Origin of the sequence: Streptomyces sp. NPDC091287 (assembly GCF_044768525.1) — a bacterium.
Classification (GTDB): Bacteria; Actinomycetota; Actinomycetes; order Streptomycetales; family Streptomycetaceae; genus Streptomyces.
The window spans coordinates 45,197-68,173 of record NZ_JBIVUV010000008.1; the positions used below are offsets into that span (position 1 = coordinate 45,197).

The 22,977-nt window shown below is 73.0% G+C and carries 4 protein-coding genes; all 4 read left to right on the plus strand.

Translation table 11 applies throughout. From position 1 onward, the window contains the following. The first annotated feature begins 45 nt into the window (after positions 1 to 45). The 4 genes from ACIQRW_RS15295 to ACIQRW_RS15310 all read left to right on the plus strand — a co-directional run bounded on the left by ACIQRW_RS15295 (position 46) and on the right by ACIQRW_RS15310 (position 22,973). The gene (locus tag ACIQRW_RS15295; RefSeq protein ID WP_403759616.1) at positions 46 to 459 is read left to right on the plus strand and encodes a hypothetical protein; all 414 of its coding nucleotides are present in this window, start codon (positions 46 to 48) and stop codon (positions 457 to 459) included. 8 nt (positions 460 to 467) lie between these two features. Beyond that, the gene (locus ACIQRW_RS15300; RefSeq protein WP_403759619.1) at positions 468 to 920 is read left to right on the plus strand and encodes a cytochrome P450; all 453 of its coding nucleotides are present in this window, start codon (positions 468 to 470) and stop codon (positions 918 to 920) included. 241 nt (positions 921 to 1,161) lie between these two features. Next, a complete protein-coding gene (locus ACIQRW_RS15305) occupies positions 1,162 to 7,446 on the plus strand; it encodes an amino acid adenylation domain-containing protein (protein ID WP_403759621.1) in 6,285 nt (2,094 codons plus the stop codon). Next, entirely contained in the window at positions 7,446 to 22,973 is a 15,528-nt protein-coding gene (locus tag ACIQRW_RS15310) for an amino acid adenylation domain-containing protein (RefSeq protein WP_403759624.1), read from the plus strand. Before ACIQRW_RS15305 ends, ACIQRW_RS15310 begins: the two co-directional genes overlap by 1 nt. Positions 22,974 to 22,977 lie beyond the last annotated feature (4 nt).

Below are 22,977 nucleotides of genomic sequence, written 5' to 3' on the forward strand. Positions count from 1 at the left end.
CCGGCGTCGACCTCAGCGATCCGGGCACCTTCCACGGGCGGGAACGTGTACCGGGACAACAAGCGCTTCACATCGGAGCGCGGCAACGTGCTCGCCACGCTCCTGAAGGGCGGCGACTCGGCCGCGGGGAAGATGCTGGCGGTCACCGACGGCCGGCGCCACCGCGAGCTGCGCAATCTGCTGCTCAAGGCGTTCGCGCCGCGTGTCCCGGAGCCGGTGGTCGAAGGGGTGAAGCGGCGCGCCGACCAGTTGGTGCGGGAGGGAGTGGCGCGCGGCGACTGCGACTTCGCGCAGGACATCGCCGAGCGCATCCCCATGGCCACCATCGCCGATCTGCTGGGCGTGCCCGAGGCCGACCGCGAGTACCTCCTGTCACTGACCAAGGAGGCGCTCAGCGCGGAGGACGCGGGGCAGTCGGCCGATGACGCGTTGGTCGCCAGACCAGCAGGCTCTCCATGATCTGCGGGATGAAGGAGCTCATCGAGCACCCGGAGCAGTGGCGGCGGCTGGTCTCCGGCGAGGTGAGCGTGGACAGCGCGGTCGAGGAGCTGCTGCGCTGGGTCACGCCCGCGATGCACTTCGGCCGCCGTGCCCTGGTGGACGTGGAGGTCGGCGGGCAGCGGATCGGCGCGGGGGACGTGGTCACCCTGTGGAACAGCTCGGCCAATTACGACGAGGAGGTCTTCGACCGCCCCGATGTCTTCGACCTGGGGCGCACACCCAACAAGCACGTGTCCTTCGGGTACGGTCCGCACTTCTGCCTCGGCGCCTATCCGGGCCGGGCGGAGATTCACGCCATGCTGACCGCCCTGCGGACCCATGTGTCCGACGCCGTGCTGACCGGTCCCGGCAGGCCCATCCACTCCAACTTCCTGCACGGGTACAGCAGTCTGCCCGTCTCCCTGCGGCCCGCCGGGTAGCCGCCCCCGCGGCTCGCGCCGAGCGCACGAGTGCCTCGATCTCCCTCGGTCAGGGCATTCCCATGTGCGGGCGGGGCCCGTTCTGTACACCGCAATGAGAATTCTTGGATATGAGGCTCCCGGTGAATTGAAGTCTTCCATGAGTCTGCTGAGGACGTTGCTCTGATTCGTAGTGTGGGGTCGACCGATGCGTCTACTTCAATCGGAGTTAATGGCAATGGCCGATCGGAATGGAATCCAATTGCCTCTGACGGCCGCCCAGTACGGAATGTGGCTGGCGCAGCAGATGGACCCCGACAATCCCATGTACAGCATCGCGGAGTGCGTCGAGGTCTCGGGAGAGATCGACGCGGTCCTCTTCGAAGCGGCGCTGCGCAGGACCGTCGAGGAGGCGGACGCGCTGCGCATCCGGTTCCGGCAGGGGCCCGAAGGCCCCGAACAGACCGTGGTGCCCGAGCTGCACTGGGAGCTGCACACCCCGGACCTCAGCGCGGAACCCGACCCGTCGGCCGCGGCGGACGCCTGGATGCTCCAGCGGGTGAACGAGCCGGTGGACGTCGCCCGCGGGCCGCTGTTCACCTTCGCGCTCCTCAGGCTCGCGGACGACCGCCACACCTGGTTCAGCAAGGTCCACCACACCATCGTCGACGGCTACTCCTGGTCCCTGATCGTCGCCCGCGTCGCTGAGCTCTACACAGCCGCGGCCGCCGGCACCGAGCCGCCCGCAGGCCGCATCGGCCAGGTGGCCGACCTCGTCGAGCAGGACACCGCCTACCGGGCATCCGAGCAGTTCGCCCAGGACGGCACCTACTGGACCGAACGCCTCGCGGGGACGGGCGCGCCGGTCAGCCTCGCCCCCAGGCCCGACCGCGTCCCCACCGACCACGTGCGCTTCCGGGGCGAGGTGGACGCCGAAGGCGCCGACGCGCTGCGCGACATCGCCCGTTCGGCCAGGTCCAGTTGGCCCGCCGTCGTCGTCGCGGGCATCGCCGCCTATCTGCACCGGCTCACCGGAGCCGACGACATCGTGCTCGGACTCGCCGCAGCGGCCCGGCAGGGCGCCGATGCCAAGCGGACCCCCGGCATGATCTCCAACGCGCTGCCGATCAGGCTCGCCCCCGGCGAAGCCACCACCGTCGCCGGATATCTGCGTACGGTCGGCGAAGAGCTCCACGGGGCGCTGCGCCACCAGCGCTACCGCTACGAGGACATCCACCGCGACCTCGGCAGGATCGGCGACCGCAAGCGGCTCTGGGGCCCCGAGATCAACCTGATCATGTACGGGGAGCAGTTGTCCTTCGCCGGCCACGAGACCGTCGTCAGGGGCTTCTCGATCGGCCCCGAGGAAGACCTCTCGCTGATCGTCGACAACCGCACCCCCGACGACGGCTTCCTCATCGACTTCCATGCCAACGCCGACCTGTACACGGCCGAAGCAGTGGCCGGTCACAGCGCCGCGCTCACCGCGTTCCTCGCCGCGCTGGGCGCGGCCGACCCCGAGGCCCCGCTGGACTCCGTCCCGCTCACCGTCCCGGACGGCTGGACGCCCCCCGAGCGCCCCACCGAGGCCCACGCCGCCGACGGGCCAGCGCCCGCCGCATACCGCGCCCCGCGCACCGAGCCCGAGGAGCGGCTCTGCGCCCTGGTGGCCACCGTGCTCAAGGCGGACCGCATCGGCATCGACGACAACTTCTTCGAGCGCGGCGGCCACTCCCTGACCGCGATCAAGCTGCTCGGCCAGATCCGTGAGTCCTTCGGCGCCGAACTCTCGATCCGTACCGTCTTTGAGGCGCCCACCGTCGCGGGACTCGTGGCGCACATCGAGCGCACCGCGGAGCGCCGCCGCGTCCTGGAGCCCGTCCCGCGCCCCGCCGAACTCCCGCTCTCCCTCACCCAGCAGCGGCTCTGGCTGGTCAACCGGCTCCAAGGGCCCAGCGGCGCCTACAACATGGGCCTCGCGCTGCGGCTCACGGGACAGCTGGACCGCCCGGCGCTCGCCGCTTCGCTGCAGGACGTGCTGGCCCGCCACGAGAGCCTGCGCACCACCTTCCCCGAGACCGACGGCACCCCCCGCCAGCAGATCCTCAGCCCCGAAGCGGCGGCCGCCCGCGTCGTTCTCACCGAGCGGCCCGCCACCCCCGCGACCCTCGACGCCGACGTGGCCGCCGTGGTCGCCGAAGGCTTCGACCTGACCGCCGAACTCGCCGTACGCCCCCGGCTGCTGGTGCTCGGCCCCGAGGACCACGTCCTGCTCGTGGTGCTCCACCACATCGTCGGCGACGGCCTCTCCCTGGCCCCCCTCGCCCGTGACCTCGGCCTCGCCTACACGGCGCGCGCGGCCGGGCAGCCGCCCGCCTTCGCACCGCTGCCGGTCCAGTACGCCGACTACACGCTCTGGCAGCAGTCGGTGCTCGGCGACGACAAGGACCCGAACAGCCCCCTGGGTCGCCAACTCGCCTACTGGTCAGCGACGTTGTCAGGCATCCCCGACGAACTGGAACTGCCCGTCGACCGCCCCAGGCCCAGCGAGCTGAGCCAGCGCGGCGACATCGTCCGCTTCGACATCGACGCAGCACTGCACCAGCGGCTCACCGAGCTGGGCAGAGCGCACCGGGCGAGCCTGTTCATGGTGCTCCAGAGCGCCGTCGCCGTACTGCTCGGCAAGCTCGGCGCGGGCGACGACATCCCGCTCGGCAGCGCCGTCGCGGGGCGCGGCGACGCCCGCCTGGAACACCTCGTCGGCTGCTTCGTGAACACCGTGGTCTTCCGCAACGACCTCACGGGCAACCCGACCGTCAGCGAACTCATCGCCCGCTCCCGGGAGATGTCGCTGGCCGCCCACGCCCACCAGGATGTGCCCTTCGAGCGGCTGGTCGAGGCGCTCAACCCGGAGCGCTCGCTGGCCAGGAACCCGCTGTTCCAGGTGATGATGGACGTGCAGACGCCCGCCGACGCCACCCTGGAGCTGCCCGGTCTCACCGCGGCCCCGCAGCAGGTGGACCCCGGCGTCACCAAGATCGACCTGCTCTTCGGCCTGGACGAGCGCTCGCACGGCCACGAGGCCGCCGCCGGGATATCCGGCCGGCTGGAGTACAGCACCGACCTGTTCGACCGCGCCACCATCGAAACGATGGCCCAGCGGCTGATCCGGATCCTGGCGGCGTTCACCGCCGTGCCCGAGCGGCACATCAGCGACATCGACGTGCTCTTCGACGCCGAACGCGCCCTGGTCCTCGGGGAGTTCGGCACGTCCGAGACCGTCGAGGCGCAGGCGCCCGTGCCCGCCCTCTTCGAGGCCCAGGCCGCCCGCACCCCCGACGCCCCCGCCGTCGCCGAGGGCGCCACGACCCTCTCGTACGCACAACTCAACGCCCGCGCCAACCAGTTGGCCCACGCCCTGATCGCCGCGGGAGCCGGACCCGAGGAGCGCGTCGCGGTCCTGCTGCCCCGCTCGGCCGACCTCGTCGTCGCGCTGCTCGCGGTCCTCAAGTCGGGCGCGGCCTACGTCCCGGTCGACCCCGACTACCCGGCCGAGCGCATCGCCCACATGCTCGGCGACTCCGCCCCCGCACTGGTCGTCGTGGCCCCGGGCACCCGTGACTCCGTGCCGCAGGGCACCCCCGTCCTGGACGTCACCGAACAGCGGCACACCCCCGGAACCGACCCGCGCGACACGGACCGCACCCGGCCGCTCCACCTCGACCACCCCGCCTACGTTATCTACACATCGGGCTCGACCGGCCTGCCCAAGGGCGTCGTCGTGGCACACCGCTCTGTCGCCGTCTACCTCGCGTACGCCACCAGCCGCTACCCCTCAGTCACCGAGAGCACCCTGCTGCACTCGCCGGTCTCCTTCGACCTGACCGTCACCGCGCTCTACGGCCCGCTGGTCTCCGGCGGCCTGGTCCGCGTCACCGCGCTCGAAGGCCCCGGCAGCGGCGCCCCGCGCCCCGCCTTCCTGAAGGCCACCCCCTCCCATCTGGCGCTGCTCGGCGTGCTGCCCGAGGAGTTCTCCCCGACCGGCGAACTGGTCGTCGGCGGCGAGATGCTGATCGGCGAGGTCATCGACGAACTGCGGGCCCAGCGGCCCGGCATCACCGTCATCAACGAGTACGGACCCACCGAGGCCACCGTTGGCTGCGTCGAGTACCGGATCGGCCCCGACGAGAGCGCGCCCGGCGGCCCCGTACCCATCGGCCGCCCGATGTGGAACTCCACGATCCACGTACTGGACCCGGCGCTGAGCCCGGTCCCGCCGGGCGTACCCGGAGAGATCTTCATCGGCGGCAGCCAGCTCGCCCGCGGCTATCTGAAGCGCCCCGGCCTCACCGCCGAGCGGTTCGTCGCCGACCCGTACGGCCCCGCCGGCACCCGCATGTACCGCACGGGCGACGTCGGACGCTGGCGCCAGGACGGACAGCTGGAGTACCTCGGCAGGGCCGACGACCAGGTCAAGCTGAACGGCTTCCGCATCGAACTCGGCGAGATCGAGGCCGTGTTGGCCCGCCACCCCGGCGTGGCCAGGGCCGCGGCCACCGTCCGTGAGGACCGCCCCGGCCACCGGCAGCTCGTCGGCTACGTCGTGGCGGCCGAAGGCCGGAGCATCGACCCGGCCGACGTGCTCGCCCACACCGAGGGCCCGCTGCCCGCCTACATGGTGCCCGCTGCCGTGGTCGTCCTGGCCGAACTGCCGCTCACCCCGAACGGCAAACTCGACCGCAAGGCGCTGCCCGCACCCGCGTTCGCGGGCGGCGCGTCCGACGGCGGCGAGCACGCGCGCACCCCGCTGGAGGAAGAGATCACCGGGCTCTTCGCCGAAGTGCTGGGCGTCGACTCCATCGGCCTGCACGACAGCTTCTTCGCCCTCGGCGGCGACAGCATCGTCTCCATCCAGCTCGTCGCCAGGGCCCGCAGACGCGGCCTGGACATCGGGCCCAAGGACGTCTTCGAACTCAAGACGGTCGCCGCACTCGCCGCCCACGCCGCGAACGCGGCCCCGGTCGAGCGGCCCAAGACCGCCACCGACACCGACGCGGGTACCGGCGAGCTCCCGGCCACCCCGATCATGCGCTGGCTCGAAGAGCGCGGCGGCCCCGTCGACGCGTTCCACCAGAGCGCCCTGCTCCAGGTGCCCCCCGCCATCGGCGAGGCCGAACTCGCCCGGGCGCTCGGCGCCCTGCTCGACCACCACGACGCGCTCCGCACCCGACTGGTGCGCGGCGCGCCCGGCGAGCCGTGGCGCTACGAGATCCCCGCACGCGGCAGTGTCGGGGCCGACGCCCTCGTCAGCCGGGTCGACGTCGCGGGACTCGGCACGGAAACCCTGCGCACCACCATCGGACGTCAGGCGCGCGCGGCCTGGGGCCGACTGGACCCCGCGGCGGGCACGATGATTCAGCTCGTCTGGTTCGACGCCGGGCCCGACGCCCCAGGACGGCTGCTCGTCGCCGCCCACCACCTCGTCGTGGACGGCGTCTCCTGGCAGATCCTGCTGCCCGACCTGCGCGCCGCCCTGGACGCCGTAACGGCAGGAGGACAGCCCGCGCCCGACCTGGTCGGCACCCCCCTGCGCCGCTGGGCCGCGCTCCTCACCGAGCACGCGGCCGACGCCGCGACCACGGCCGAACTCGACTACTGGGCCGACACCCTGAGGCTGCCCGTGCCCGGCCTGACCGCCCGGCCCCGTGACCCCGGGCGGGACACCGCGTTCCGCGCCAGGGCCCTCACCCAGACCCTCTCGGCCGAGGACACCCTGCCGCTGCTCGACCGGGTCACCGAGGTCTTCAACGCACGCGTCCACGAGGTGCTGATCGCCGCCCTCGCCCTGGCGGTCGACGAGTGGCGCCACCACAGGGGCCACCCGCTCGGCGACGGCACCCTCATCGACCTGGAGGGCCACGGCCGTCAGCAGCTCACCGACGACCTCGACCTCTCCCGCACGGTCGGCTGGTTCACCACGATCCACCCCGTCCGCCTCGACACCGGGGTCACCGACGCGGCCGGCCGCGAGGCCCTCTGGGCCGCGGGACCCGCCGCGGGCCACGCCCTGCGCGCGGTCAAGGAACAGCTGCGGGCGGTGCCGCGCGACGGCATCGGGTACGGGCTGCTGCGCCACATCGACCCGCAGACCGGGGCCAAGCTCGCCGGGCTCGCCGAGGCCCCCGTGCTCTTCAACTACCTGGGCAGGGCCGCGGCGCCCGGCACCGACTGGGGCCCGGCCGAGGAGACCGACATAGTCCTGGCCGAGGGCGCCGACCTGCCCCTCTCCCATGTCATGGAGATCAACGCGGTGGTCCAGGACCATCCCGAAGGCCCCCGGCTGACCGCCACCTGGACCTGGTCGGCCCGGCTGCTGTCCGTGGCCGACGCACGGGAGCTCGCGGACACCTGGTTCCGCGCCCTGCGCGTACTGGCCGAACACGCCGAGCGCCCCGACGCCGGCGGCTACACCCCGTCGGACCTGGCGCTGGTGGAGCTTTCCCAAGACGAGATCGACGGGCTCGAAGACGAGTGGAGGACGCTGTAATGAAGAAGTCGGGTCCCGAGGACATCCTGCCCCTTTCGCCGCTCCAGGAGGGGCTGCTCTTCCACGCCCTCTACGACGAGACCGGCAGCGACGTCTACACCGTGCAGGTCGTCCTCGACCTGGGCGGCGACCTCGACACCACCCTGCTCCGCGCCACCGCCGACGCACTGCTGCGCAGGCACGCCAACCTCAGGGTCGGCTTCCTGCACCCCAAGCAGAGCCGCCCCGTGCAGGCCGTCGCCCGCGAGGTCGAACTGCCCTGGGAGGAGGCCGACCTGCGCGGCCTCGGCGAGGCCGAGCGCATCGCCGAGCGCGACCGCGTCCAGGCCGAGGAGAAGGCCCACCGCTTCGACGTCGCCCGCCCGCCGCTGATGCGGTTCAAGCTGCTGCGGCTCACCGACGACTCGTACCGCTTCCTCTGCACCTTCCACCACATCCTGCTCGACGGCTGGTCCACGTCCGTCCTCCTCGGCGAGCTCTTCGAGCTGTACGGGAACGGGGCCGACGCCGCCGCACTGCCCAGGGTCACCCCCTTCAGGGACCACCTGGCGCACCTCGCCAAGCTCGACAAGGCCGCGGCGGAGAACGCCTGGCGCGACGCGCTGGCCGGCATCGACGCCCCGACCCGGCTCGTTGAGGCCGAATCGGGACGCGCCGTCGTCCACCCCGAGCAGCTGCACATCGAGCTCTCCGCCGAGGCCACCGACGCGCTCTCGGCCCGGCTGCGCTCCAGCGACCTCACCTTCTCCAGCGCCGTGCACGGTTCCTGGGGGCTGCTGCTCTCCGTGCTGACCGGCCGCTCCGACGTGGTCTTCGGCACCGTCGTCTCAGGGCGGCCGCCCGAGGTGCCCGGCGTCGAGCGCATGGTCGGCATGCTCATCAACAGCCTTCCCGTCCGGGTACGGCTGGCCAGCGGGGACACCCTGCGCTCGGTGCTGGGCCGGCTCCAGGGCGAGCACCTGGAGATGATGGCCCACCAGCACACCGGGATGCGCGACATCCACCGGCTGTCCGGACACCCCGAACTCTTCGACACCTACGTGGCGTTCGAGAACTTCCCCTTCGACCTCCAGGACCTGCGCGATCTCGCGGGCGACCTGACGATCGAGGGCTTCGACGTCCTGGACGCCAACCACTACCCGCTCTGCCTGGTCTCCCATGTGTACGAGGGCACGCTGCGCCTGGTCCTCAACTACCGCCCCGACCTGTTCGACCGGGAGCAGGTGGAAGTGATCGGCGGCCGTCTGGTGCGGCTGCTGGAAGCGCTGACGGCGGACCTTGACCGGCCGGTTGCCTCACTCGACCTGCTGACGGACACCGAGCGTGCCACCCTGACCAACGGCGCAGGCCCGAGCGTCGAGGCCGCGACCTTCCCCGAGCTGTTCGCCGCCCAGGTGGCCCGCACCCCGGACGCGGTCGCGGTGGAGTCCGCCGAGACCTCGCTGACCTACGCCGAACTCGACGAGCGCACCGATGCGCTCGCCGGGCGGCTGGCCGCGCTGGGCGTCGGCCCCGAGCAGGTCGTGGCACTGGTCCTCGGCCGCTCCGTGGAGTCCGTGGTGGCCTCGCTCGCCGTACAGAAGGCCGGGGCCGCCTACCTGCCGGTCGACCCCGACTACCCGGCCGAGCGGATCGGCTTCGTGTTCCGCGACGCGCGGCCCGCGGCGGTGCTGACGACGGCTGCCTACCGGCCCGCGGTGCCCGCGGTCGACGGCATGGCCGTCGTCCTCGTCGACGAGCCGTGGGACGGTCCAGGCGCCCCGGTCACGGGAGCACCGTCCGTGACCTCCCCCGCGTACGTCATCTATACCTCGGGCTCCACCGGCGTCCCCAAGGGCGTCGTGGTGACCCACGCGGGCCTTGCCGCGTTCGCTGCCACCGAGCGCGAGCGGTTCGCGGTGGACGAGCACAGCCGCGTGCTCCAGTTCTCCTCACCGAGCTTCGACGCGTCCGTGCTCGAACTGTGCATGACGCTCACATCGGGCGCCGCGCTCGTCGTGCCCGACCCGGGCCCGCTGGCGGGCGAGCCGCTGGCCGAGGTCATCGCCGACCGCGGGGTCAGCCACGCCCTGATCCCGCCCGCCGCCCTCGCCGGCGTCCCGGCCGGCGAACTGCCCGGCTTCCGCTGCCTGATCGTGGGCGGCGACGCCTGCTCGGCCGAACTCGTCGAGCGGTGGGCGCCGGGGCGGCGCATGGTCAACGCGTACGGCCCCACCGAGTCGACGGTCGCCGTCTCGATCAGCACCCCGCTCACCCCGGGCGGCGTCCCGCCGATCGGCACCCCGGTGACCGACACCCGCGCCTACGTCCTGGACGGCGCGCTGCGCCTGGTGGCCCCCGGTGTCGCGGGCGAGCTCTATGTGGCAGGACCCGGCCTGGCCAGGGGCTATCTGCGGCGGGCCGGGCTCACGTCCGAACGCTTCGTCGCCAGCCCCTTCGGTACGCCGGGCGAGCGCATGTACCGCACGGGCGACGTGGTGCGCCTGGGCGCCGAAGGACAGCTGGAGTTCGTGGGCCGCGCCGACGACCAGGTGAAGGTACGCGGCTTCCGCATCGAGCTCGGCGAGATCGAGAGCGCCCTCGCCGCCCACGCGGACGTCGACACCGCGGCCGTGGCGGTCCACGAGACCCAGCCGGGCGTGAAGACGCTCGTCGGCTACGTCGTGCCGACGACGGGGCGGAGCACCGACACCGAAGCACTGCGCCGCCACGTCGCCGAGCGGCTGCCCGAGTACATGGTGCCCGGCACCGTCCTCGTACTCGACGCACTGCCGCTGATGGTCAACGGCAAGCTCGACCGCAAGGCCCTGCCGGTGCCGCAGCTCGGTGCAGAGCCGGGCAAGGCGCCCAGCACGCCCCGCGAGGAGCAGCTGTGCAAGCTCTTCGCCGAAGTGCTCGGCCTCGACGAAGTCGGCGTCGACCAGAGCTTCTTCGAGCTCGGCGGCGACAGCATCGCCTCCATCCAGCTGATCAGCCGCGCCCGCAAGGCCGGACTGCGCCTCACCCCCCGCGACGTGTTCACCCACAAGACCGTTCAAGCGCTCGCCCCCGTCGTCCAGGAGGGCAAGGCCCGCGACCGCAGGGCTGCCGCGCCCGCCCCCACCGACGGCGTCGGCGGCGTGCCGCTCACCCCGATCATCCACTGGTTCAGCGAACACACCGGGCCCGGCGACCAGTTCAGCCAGTTCAACCAGGCCATGCCGGTGCCGGTGCCCGCAGGGCTCGACGCGCCCCGCATCACTTCCGTGCTCCAGACCCTCATCGACCACCACGACGCGCTGCGCCTCAGGCTCACCCGCATCGAGGACATCGGTGAGTGGACCCTGGAGGTCACCCCGCCGCGCACCGTGCCCGCCGCCGAATCCCTGCACCGCGTGGACGTCGCGGGCCTGGGGACGGACGCCCTGCGCGAGCGCATCGGCCAGGAGGCCGTTGCTGCCCAGCGCAGGCTCGCCCCCGAGCGCGGCAGGATGGTGCAGGCCGTCTGGTTCGACGCGGGCACCACCGAGCCCGGCCGCCTCCTGCTGACCATCCACCACCTCTCGGTGGACGGTGTCTCCTGGCGCATCCTGCTGCCCGAGCTCACCGCCGCACTCCAAGCGGCAGCCGAGGGCGCCGTGTTCACCCCCGAGCCCACCGGCACCTCCTTCCGCCGCTGGGCCCAGCACCTCACCGCGGCCGCGAACGAGCCCGACCGGATCCGTGAACTCCCGCTGTGGCGCGAGATCCTGTCGGGCCCCGACCCGCAGCTCACCGTCCGCCCGCTGGACCAGGAGCGCGACACCCTCGCGACGGCCGGCCACCTCACCCTGCGGCTCCCCGCCGATGTGACCGAGCCACTGCTCGGCCGGGTCCCGGCCGCGTACCACGCGCAGATCAACGACGTGCTGCTGAGCGCCCTCGCCGTCGCCGTCGTCGACTGGCGCCGCACCACCGGCCGCGGCGACGCGTCGTCCGTGCTCGTCGGCCTGGAGGGACACGGCCGCGAGGACATCCTCCCGGACGCCGACCTGTCCCGCACCGTCGGCTGGTTCACCAGCCTCTACCCGGTGCGGCTCGACCCGGGCACACCGGGAGCCGACCCGGTCGCCGCGCTCAAGGCGGTCAAGGAACAGCTGCGGGCCATCCCCGACAACGGCATCGGCTACGGACTGCTGCGCCACCTCAACCCGCGCACCGCCGTCACCCTCGCCAAGTTCGCCGAGCCGCAGATCGGCTTCAACTACCTGGGCCGCATCGGCGCGGCCGACGACGACGGCATCGACAGCGCGCTCGGCGGCGGCGCCGATGCGGCCACCCCGCTGCCGTACACCCTCACCGCCAACGCGGTCACCGAGACCTACAGCGAAGGGCCCCGGCTCACCGCCACCTGGACCTGGCCGGGCGAACTCCTCACCGAGGACGAGGTGCGCGCCCTCGCCGAGGCGTGGTTCGCCGCGCTGCGCACCCTCGTGGAGCGCGCCGAGCGGGCCGAAGGCGGCGGGCTCGTCCCCTCCGACCTGACCCTCGTCTCCCTGACCCAGCCGGAGATCGACCGGCTGGAGCGGGCGCAGCCGCACCTGACCGACGTGCTGCCGCTCTCCCCGCTCCAGGAGGGCCTGCTCTTCCACACCGAGTACGACCAGCACGCCGAGGACGTCTACATCACCCGGCTCGCCCTGGACGTGCACGGGACGCTGGACACCGACGCGCTGCGCGCCGCCGTCGCGGGGCTCCTGGAGCGCCACGCCAGCCTGCGCGCCTCCTTCCACCGCACCAGCGAAGGCGCACCCGTCCAGCTGATCCCCTCCAAGGTCGAACGCCCGTGGAACGAGATTGATCTGAGTCACCTTCAGGATGCGGAGCAGCAGCAGGAGCTGGACCGGCTGCTGGTCCAGGAGCGGTCCAGGCGCTTCGACCCCGAGCACCCGCCGCTGCTGCGCTTCACCCTGATCAAGCTCGGTGACGACCGCCACCGGCTGCTCTTCGCCGCCCACCACCTGCTCCTCGACGGCTGGTCGGCGCCGGTCCTCTCGGGCGAGCTCTTCGCCCTGTACGGGAGCGGGGGCGACGCCTCGCACCTGCCCGAGGTCGTCCCGTACAAGAACTACCTGGGCTGGCTCGCCGACCAGGACAAGCCCGCCGCCGAGGCCGCCTGGCGCACCGCGCTCGCCGGCATCGACGAGCCGACGCTGATCGCCCCCGGCGCGGCGGGTCACGCCGCCGCCCTGCCCGGGCGCATCGTGGACGAACTGCCCGCCGAGCTCACCGCGGAGCTCACCCGCGCGGCCCGCACCCACGGCCTCACCCTCAACGCGGTGGTGCAGGGCGCCTGGGGCATCGTCCTGGCCCAGCTCACCGGCCGTGACGACGTGCTCTTCGGAGAGACGGTATCGGGCCGCCCCGGCGAACTGCCCGGCGTGGAGTCGATGGTCGGTCTGTTCAGCAACACCGTGCCGGTCCGGGTCCGCGTCCGGCCCGATGTCTCCCTGCTCGACACCCTCACCCGGGTTCAGGAACAGCGCGTGGAACTGCTGGCCCACCACTATCTGGGCCTCGCCGACCTCCAGCGGATCGCCGGGCTCCCCACGCTCTTCGACACCGCCGTGGTCTTCGAGAACTTCCCCGACGACCCCGGTGCCCGCGACCGGGTGCACGGCCTGGCCCTGTCCGAAGTGGACACCAAGGGCGACAACCACTACCCGCTGGGCATGGTGGTGATGCAGGACGAGCAGCGGATGGTCCTCAACTGGTACTACCGCTCCGATCTGCTGGACACCGGGCTCGTGACCCCCGCCACCCGCCAACTGCGCGGCGTACTAAAGGCATTGGTCCACGCCCCGCACACCCCGGTCGGCAGGGTCGCCCTGCTGGACGACACCGAGACGCGGCGGCTCACCACCGGCTCGGCCGGCACGGCCGTGCCCGCGTCGGGAGCGGTGGTGCCCGGGCTGATCGAGGCCCAGGCCGCCCGCACCCCGGACGCGATCGCCCTCGTGGACGGCGTCACCGCGTACACGTACGCGGAGCTGGGCGAGCGCGCCAACCGGCTCGCCCACACGCTGATCGACCGGGGCGCGGCCCCCGAGACGCTGGTCGCGGTGGCCATGGAACGCTCGGCCGACCAGGTCGTGGCGCTGCTCGCCGTCCTCAAGTCCGGTGCGGCGTACGTCCCGGTCGACCCCGCCTACCCGGCGGAGCGCATCGCCTACCTGCTGGGCGACGCGGCGCCCCTGCTGCTCGTCACCCAGCGTGCGGTCGCGGCGAACCTGCCCGATACGGACATCGAGCGGATCGTCGTGGACGACGCCGCGGTCGCCGCCAGGATCGCGGAGCAGCCCCCGCACAACCCGGTCCCCACCCTTGCCCCGCAGCACCCGGCGTACGTCATCTACACCTCGGGTTCCACCGGGCGCCCCAAGGGCGTCGTGGTGACCCACGGCTCGGTCGTGGACTACCTGGAGTGGACCAAGTCCGCCTACCCGGCGGCCTCGGGGCTCGCCCTGGTGCACTCGCCGCTCTCCTTCGACCTCACGGTCACCGCGCTGTACACCCCTCTCACCGCGGGCGGCACCGTGCTGATCGCACCGCTGGAGGAGGACCCCGAGGTGGCGGCACGGCTCGCCACCACCCCGGTCACCTTCATGAAGGCGACCCCGAGCCATCTGCCGTCGCTGGCCGCGCTGCCCGCCGCTTACTCCCCCGGAACCGAACTCCTCCTGGGCGGCGAGGCGTTGCTCGGCGAGGCCGTCGCGGCCTGGCGCGAGCGGCACCCCGACGCGACCGTCTGGAACGTGTACGGCCCCACCGAGGCCACGGTCAACGTCACCGAGCACCGCATCGCCCCCGGCGACGAACTCCCCGCGGGCCCCGTCCCGATGGGTCGCCCGCAGGGCAACGTCCGCGCCTACGTCCTGGACGCCGCGCTGCGCCCGGTGCCCGAAGGCGTGCCGGGAGAGCTCTATCTCGCGGGCCCCTGCCTGGCCCGCGGCTACCTGGGCCGCGCCGCGCTCACCGCGGAGCGGTTCACCGCCGACCCGTACGGCCCCGCGGGGGAGCGGATGTACCGCACCGGCGACGTGGCGCGCCGGCTGGCGGGCGGCGAGCTGGTGTTCGTCGGCCGCGCCGACGACCAGGTGAAGGTACGCGGCCACCGCATCGAGCTCGGAGAGGTCACGGCGGCCGTCGCAGCCCTGCCGTCCGTCGCCGCCCAGGCCGTGGTCGTCCGCGACGGCGGCCAGGACGGCAAGCGCCTGGTGGCGTACGTGGTCCCGGCGGACGGAGTGGCGCTGGACGCGGCGGCCGTGCGCGAGCCGCTGGCCGCCGCGCTCCCCGGCTACCTGGTCCCCGAGGCCTTCGTGGTGCTGGACGCGCTGCCGCTGACCGTCAACGGCAAGCTCGACCGGGCCGCCCTGCCCGAGCCGGAGTTCACGTCCGCGACGGCGAACAGGGCGCCGCGCACCCCGCAGGAGGAGATCGTCTGCGGGCTGTTCGCCCAGGTCCTCGACCGGCCAGGCATCGGCGTCGACGACAACTTCTTCGAGCTCGGCGGCAACTCGCTCAGCGCGGTGCGCCTGCTCAGCCGGATCCGTGCGGCCTTCAGCGCCGAGGTCGACGTGCGCGCCGTCTTCGAGGCACCCACGCCCGCGCTGCTCGCCGCCCAGGTCACCCCCGGCGACTCGGCACGGCCCGAACTCGCCGCGCGGGTGAGGCCCGACGAGATCCTGCTCTCCTTCTCCCAGCGGCGGCTGTGGTTCCTCGGCAAGGTCGAGGGCCCCTCGGGGACGTACAACATCCCCATCGGCATCCGGCTCAGCGGCACGCTGGACCGCACGGCCCTCACGGCGGCCGTCGCCGACGTCGTGGCCCGCCACGAGGTGCTGCGCACCCGCTACCCGGACACCGGGGGCAGACCGCGCCAGGAGATCGTCGTCGTCGCCGACGCGCACGTGCCCCTCGATGCCGTCCGCACCGACGAGGCGGGCCTCCCCGACGCCCTGCGCTCGGCCGCCCGCCAGGGCTTCGACCTCGCGGTCGAACTGCCCCTGAAGGCAACCCTGTTCGAGATTTCGCAGACCGAGCACGTCCTGCTGCTCAACGTCCACCACATCGCGTCCGACGGCTGGTCGAACGTCCCGCTCGCCCGCGACCTCTCCACCGCCTACGCCGCCCGGCAGGCCGGCCGGGCCCCGGCCTTCGCGCCGCTGCCCGTCCAGTACGCCGACTACACGCTGTGGCAGCAGGAGCTGCTGGGCGACGGCAAGGACCCGCAGTCCCTGACCGCTCGTCAACTGGGCTTCTGGGAGCAGACGCTGGCCGGTGCGCCCGCCGTACTGGAACTCCCCACCGACCGGCCCAGGCCGAACGAGATGAGCCCCGAGGGCGCCACCGTCACGTTCTCCGTGGGCGGCGAACTGCACGCGGCGCTCGCCGCGCTGGCCAGGACCCATCAGACCAGCCTGTTCATGGTGATCCAGGCGGCCTTCGCGAGCCTGCTCACCAAGCTGGGATCCGGCACCGACATCCCCATCAGCACCGCCGTCGCGGGCCGCGCGGACGGCGCGCTGGAGGACGTCGTCGGGTTCTTCGTGAACACCCTGGTGCTGCGCACCGACACCTCACAGGACCCGACCTTCGCCGAACTCCTCGGCCGGGTCAGGGAGACGGACCTGGCGGCCTACGCCCACCAGGACATCCCCTTCGAACTGCTGGTGGACGCGCTCAGCCCCGAGCGGTCCCTGGCGCACACCCCGCTCTCCCAGGTGTTCCTGGCCTTCCAGAACAACACGCTGCCCCGGCTCGAACTGCCCGGACTCACCGCGAGCGCGGCCGACTTCGAGCTCACGGCCGCCAAGGCCGACCTCGGTCTCGAACTGGGCGAGGAGTTCACCGCCGACGGCTCGCCCGCCGGGCTGAAGGGCCAGTTCAGCTACCGCACCGAACTCTTCGACCAGGGCACCGTCGAGGCGCTTTCCAGCCGGCTCGCCGGATTCCTCCAGGCCGTGGCCGCCGACCCGGCGCAGCGCATCGGGGCCGTCGACACGCTCACCGCTGCCGATCGGAACCTGCTCCTGATCGAGCGCAACGACACCGCCGACCCCAAGCGGGTCAGCACCCTGGCCGAGCTCTTCGAGGCCAGGGCCGCGGCCCAGCCCGATCACATCGCCGTGGAAGCCGGGTCCGAGCGGCTCAGCTACGCCGAGCTCAACGAGCGGGCCAATCGCTGGGCGCACACCCTCATCGCACACGGCGCCGGGCCCGAACGGGTCGTCGCCGTCTCCATCCCGCGCTCCATCGAATGGCTGGCCGCGCTGTTCGGCGTGTTCAAGTCAGGGGCGGTGCTGCTGCCGCTCGACCCGGGGCTCCCGGCCGAGCGCATCGCGTACATCGTCGACGAGGCCCGCCCCGAACTGGTGCTCGCCACCTCCGCCGTGGCCCCCGCACTGCGCGACGCGGGGATCGGGGAACTGCTCGTCGCCGACGAGCCCGCCACCCGCGAGACCCTCGCGGCCGCCGTGACCCACGACCCGGCCGACGCGGACCGCACCGCGCCGCTGCACCTGAACCACCCGGCCTACATCGTCTTCACCTCGGGTTCCACGGGCCGCCCCAAGGGCGTCGTGATCACCCACCAGGGCATCGAGAGCATGGCCGACTCGCACGTCGAGAACCTGGACGTCGATGCGGGCAGCAAGGTGCTCCAGGCGATATCGCCGAGCTTCGACGTCTCGATGGCCGAGATCGCCATGGCGCTGGTCCCCGGCGCGGTCCTGGTCCTCGCCCCGGACCAGAAGGTGCCCCTGGGCGAGGAAGTGATCAAGCTCATCGAGGACCACAGCGTCACCCACGCGATGTTCCCGGTCGGCGTCCTGGGCACCGTGCCCGAGCGCGAACTGCCCACCCTGCGCTCGTTCAGCGTCGGAGGCGAGGTCTGCCCGCCCGAGCTGGTCGAGCGCTGGTCCGGGGGCCGCCGCATGATCAATTCGTACGGTCCCAGCGAGAGCACCGTGTGCGCCACCATGAGCCGCCAGGCGAGCGGCACCGTCCACCTGCCGATCGGCAGGCCCCTGCGCAACACCCGGGTCTATGTGCTCGACGAGCTGCTGCACCCGGTCCCGGCCGGGGCGGTCGGCGAGCTGTACCTGGCCGGTGCGGGGCTGGCCCGCGGCTATCTCAACCGCCCTGACCTCACCGCGGAGCGCTTCGTCGCCGACCCGTTCGGCGGACCCGGCGAACGCCTCTACCGCACCGGCGACATGGTGCGCTGGAACGCGGACGGCGACCTGGAGTTCGTCGGCCGCGCCGACAACCAGGTCAAGATCCGTGGCTACCGCATCGAGCTGGGCGAGATCGAGGCCGCGCTCGGCATGCACCCCGATGTCGCCATGACCGCGGTGCTCGTCCGCGAGGACGTACCCGGCCTCAAGCAGCTGGTCGCCTATGTCGTGCCGAGTCAGGGCACCGGCGCGGGAGAGGGGACCCTTCGCACGTACCTGGCCGAGCGGCTGCCCGACTACCTGGTGCCCGCGGTCTTCGTCACCCTGGACGAACTGCCGGTGAACACCAACGGCAAGGTCGACCGCAAGGCACTGCCCAAGCCGGAGCTCGGCGGCACGCCCGACGGCCAGGCCCCCCGCGATGCCAAGGAGCAGACGCTCTGCGAGCTCATCGGGGACCTGCTCGGAGTCAGCGGCGTCAGCATCGACGACAGCTTCTTCGAGCTGGGCGGCGACAGCATCGTCTCCATCCAGCTGGTGAGCCGGGCCCGCCAGGCGGGCCTGGTGTTCAGCGCCGCCGACGTGCTGCGCCACCGCACCGTGCAGGAGCTCGCAGCCGCGGCGACCACCGCGGCGGACGCAACCCCGCAGGCGGCCGCATCGGACGCCGGCATCGGCGAGATCCCGCTCACCCCGGTGGTCAACTGGTGGCGCGAGCGCGGCGGCCCCGTGGACCGCTTCCACCAGGAAGTGATGGTGCGCCTCCCCGACGACACCGAGGAGGCGACCCTCACCGGCGCCCTCCAGGCGCTCCTGGACCACCACGACGCGCTGCGGCTGCGCCTCACCCGCAGGGTCGGCGGACAGGTGTGGAACCTTGAGGCGCTGCCCAGGGCCGAGGCCGACGCGGCCGCCCTGCTCACCCGGGCCGACGTCCGGGGCCTGACGGGCGACGCGTTCACCGCGGCCGTCCGGGAGCACGAGGCGGCGGCCCAGGCCGCGCTCGCCCCCGAAGAGGGCACGATCCTGCGCGCCGTCTGGTACGACGGAGGGCCCGGCGGCACGCACCACCTGCTGCTCGTCGTGCACCACCTCGCCGTCGACGGCGTCTCCTGGCGCATCCTCCTGCCCGATCTGAGGGAAGCCTGGGAGGCGCTCGCCGCAGGGCACACCCCCAGCCTCCAGCCAGTGGGCACCACCTACCGCGAGTGGGCGGAACGGCTGGTCGCCGAGGCCACCACGGCGGAGCGCGTCGAGGAGGTGGCGGTCTGGACCGATGTGCTCGCCGGGCCCGACCCGCTGCTCTCCGAGAGCCCGCTGGACCCCAGGCGGGACGTCAGCGCCACGGTCCGCAGCGTGGAGCTGAACCTGACCGTCGAGGAGACCAGGCCGCTGCTCACCGCCGTGCCCGCGCAGTTCGGCACGGGCGTCAACGAAGTGCTGCTCACCGCCCTCACCCTGGCACTGGGCGACTGGCGGGCCCGGCACGGCCGTACCCCGGCATCCGGCGCGCTCATCGGTCTGGAGGGCCACGGGCGCCAGGAGCTCGGCGACACCGACCTCTCCCGTACCGTCGGCTGGTTCAGCGCCATGTCGCCGGTGCGGCTGGCCCCCGGGGTCACCGACTGGGAGCAGGCGCTCGCGGGCGGCCCCGAGGCCGGCGCGGCGCTCAAGCGGATCAAGGAGCAGCTGGCCGCCATCCCCGACAAGGGGCTCGGCTACGGCCTGCTGCGCCACCTCAACCCGCAGACCGTGCCGCTGCTCGCCCGCCACCCCGCGCCCCAGGTGCTCTTCAACTACCTGGGCAGGTTCGACGCGTCGGAGCCCGGCGAGGCCACCGCCTGGGACATCACCGGCACGGAGCTCGCGGGCAACAGCGACCACCCCGACACCCCGGTCGGCCACCCCATCGAGGTGAACCTGTCCACCAGGGACCACGCGGACGGACCCCATCTGTTCGCCCGCTGGACCTGGCCCGACGCGCTCTTCGGCGCCGAGGACATCGAGGACCTGGCCGCCACCTGGCGCCGGGCCCTGGCCGCACTCGCCGCACACGCCGCCGAGCCCGGCTCGGGCGGGCACACCCCTTCGGACTTCCCGCTGGTCGACCTCGACCAGCAGGAGGTCGAGCTGCTGGAGGCGAGGCAGCCGGGCGGATTCGACGTCCTGCCGCTCTCCCCGCTCCAGGAGGGGCTGTTCTTCCACTCCCTCTACGACCGGGACGGCGTCGACGTCTACACCACCCAGATGGGCGTCGGCCTCGAAGGCCCGCTCGACCCGGCCGTACTGCGCGGCTCCCTCGCGGCGCTGTTCGTCCGGCACGAGAACCTGCGGGCCGGGTTCCTCCACGAGGGCCTCGCCAAGCCGGTACAGCTCGTACCGGACGCGATCGAGCCCCGGTGGCAGGAGCTCGACCTGAGCGGGCTCGACGAGGACGCCCGCGAGGCGGAGCTCACGTCGATGATGGCCGCCGAGGCCGCGCGCGGCTTCGACCTCACCGCGCCCCCGCTGGTCCGCGCCACCCTGGTACGGCTCGGCGAGCGCGCGCACCACCTGCTGCTCACCCACCACCACCTGCTCCTGGACGGCTGGTCGGGCCCGATCGTGCTCGACGAGCTGATGCGGCTGTACGCGGCGGGGGGCGACCCGGGCGCACTGGAGCCCGCCACCCCCTACCGGGACTACCTGAGCTGGCTGGCGGGCCGCGACCCGCGGGCCGCGGCCCTGGCCTGGGAGCGCGAGCTCGCGGGTCTGGCCGCGCCGACCCTGCTGGCCCCGGCCGACCCGGACCGCACGGCCGTACTGCCCGCCCGGCACATGGGCGGCGTCGACCAGCGGGTGGCCGGACGGCTCGGCGCACTCGCGGGCGAACTCGGAGTGACCCTCAACACCGTGGTCCAGGCCGCGTGGGCGCTGCTGCTCAGCCGGGTCACGGGCAGCGACGACGTGGTGTTCGGGGCGACTGTCTCGGGCCGCCCCGCGGAAGTCGCAGGGGTGGAGCGGATGGTGGGCCTGTTCATCAACACGCTCCCGGTCCGCCTGCCGCTCGAAGCCGACGAGCCGGTGCGCGACCTGCTGGTGCGGCTGCGGGACCGCCAGACGGAGCTGATGGACCATCAGGCCGTCCGGCTGGTCGACCTCCAGCGCACCGCGGGTCTCGGCGAACTCTTCGACACGCTGCTGGTGTTCCAGAACGCCCCCGGCGCCGCGGCGTCCGACGAGCCCGCCGCCGACCCCAGCACCCTGCGCATCACCGACGTACGGGGCAGCGACGCCACGCACTACCTGCTGACGCTGGACGCCGGACTCTCCGGCGACGACCTGCTGCTGCGGCTCAGCTACCGGCCCGACCTGCTGGACGGGGAGCGGGCACGCGAGCTGGTCGAGGGTCTCGCCGGGATCCTCACGGCGATCGCCGACGACGGGGCGCGCACGGTCGGCGCCCTCGACGACCACGGCCTGGTCCGCTGGGGCGCCGAGGTGCTCCCCACCCTCGTACGCAGGGAGGAGGCCACGCCCAGGGCGACGGCACAGGACACCGAGGCCGCCCCGGCGGACCGGGACCCGGCGGACCCGGGCTCCGCCGCGGAGCGCGAGCGGGTGCTCGCCGGGATCTTCGCCGATGTGCTGGGCGTCGAATCGGTCGGTCTCGACGACGACTTCTTCGAGCTGGGCGGCGACAGCATCGTCTCCATCCAGCTGGCGGGCCAGGCTCGCAAGTGCGGCCTGAGCATCAGCCTGCGCGACGTGTTCGCCCACAAGACGGTCCGCGCACTGGCCAGGATCGCCAAGGCCGACGAGGAGGAGAGCGGCACCGAGTCGCCCGAGGAGTCCGTGGGCGAGCTGCCGCTCACCCCGATCATGCTCGACCTGCTGGAGCGGGGCGGTCCCACCCAGACCGTCCACCAGGCCAACCTGCTCCAACTCCCCGTCGGCTGCGACGAGTCGGCGCTCGCCGCCACCCTCCAGGCGCTCCTGGACCACCACGACATCCTGCGGGCCACCCTGGCGCGCAGCGCCGAAGGCGGCGGGCGGACCCTGGAGATCGCGCCCAAGGGCTCGGTCGACGCAGCGCTCCTGATCACCCGGGTCGACGTCGCAGGCGTCCCCCAGGAGGGGCTGATCGACGTGGTCGTCGCGGAACAGGAGCGGGCCTGGGCGACCCTCGACCCGGAGACCGGGGCGATGGTCAGGGCCGTCTGGCTCGACGCGGGACCCCAGCGGCACGGCCGGCTGATGCTCGTCGTGCACCACCTCGTGGTCGACGGGGTCTCCTGGCGGATCGTCCAGGAGGACCTGAGGGCCGCCTGGCAGGCCGTCACCGCGGGCGACACGGTGAAACTGGAGCCGGTGGGCACCTCGTTCCGCCGCTGGTCCAAGGCGCTGACATCGGCCGCGCTCGCCCCGGAGCGGACCGGTGAGCTCGACCTGTGGCGGGAGATCGCCGCGACCGACGACCCGCCGCTCGCGGGCCGCAGGCTCGACCGGACCAGGGACGTCGTCGGCACCGCCCGCCAGCTGAACCTCTCGCTGCCCCCCGAGGTGACGGAGCCGCTGCTCGGCAAGGTCCCCGCGCTCTTCAACGCGCGCGTGGACGAGGTGCTGCTGACCGGTCTCGCCCTGGCGGTCGGACGGTGGCGCGGCGAGCACGGACTCGACGCGGGCAGCGCGGTGCTGGTCGCACTGGAGGGCCATGGCCGCGAGGAGATCCTGCCCGGCGTGGACCTGTCGCGCACGGTCGGCTGGTTCACCAGCCTCTACCCGGCCGCCGTCGACCCCGGCGACCTGACGGGCTCCGACGTCTGGAGCGGCGGACAGGACGCCGGTACGGCGCTCAAGCGCGTCAAGGAGCGGCTGCGCGCCATCCCCGACAAGGGCATCGGCTACGGGCTGCTGCGCCACCTCAACCCCGAGACCGCGGGCGAGCTCGCCGGGCACCCGGAGCCGCAGATCGGCTTCAACTACCTGGGCAGGTTCGACGCCGTCGACGAGAGGGCCACGGCGGCCGAGGACTGGGGCGCGCCCCCGGAGGCCACCGAGACCCTGGGCGGCGGCAGCGCGGCCGACAAGCCCCTGGCGCACGCCCTGTCGGCCAACGCCGTCTGCCAGGACAGGCCCGACGGGCCGCACCTGGTGGCGGTCTGGTCCTGGCCCGGCGAACTCTTCGCCGAGCGGGACGTCCGGGAGATGGCGGACCTCTGGTTCGAAGCGCTCCGCTCCCTGGTCGACCACGCCGAGCGGCCCGAGGCCGGCGGCCTCACCCCTTCCGACCTCTCGCTGCTCGCCCTGTCGCAGGACGAGATCGACGACTTCGAGAGCGACCTGAGCTGATGAG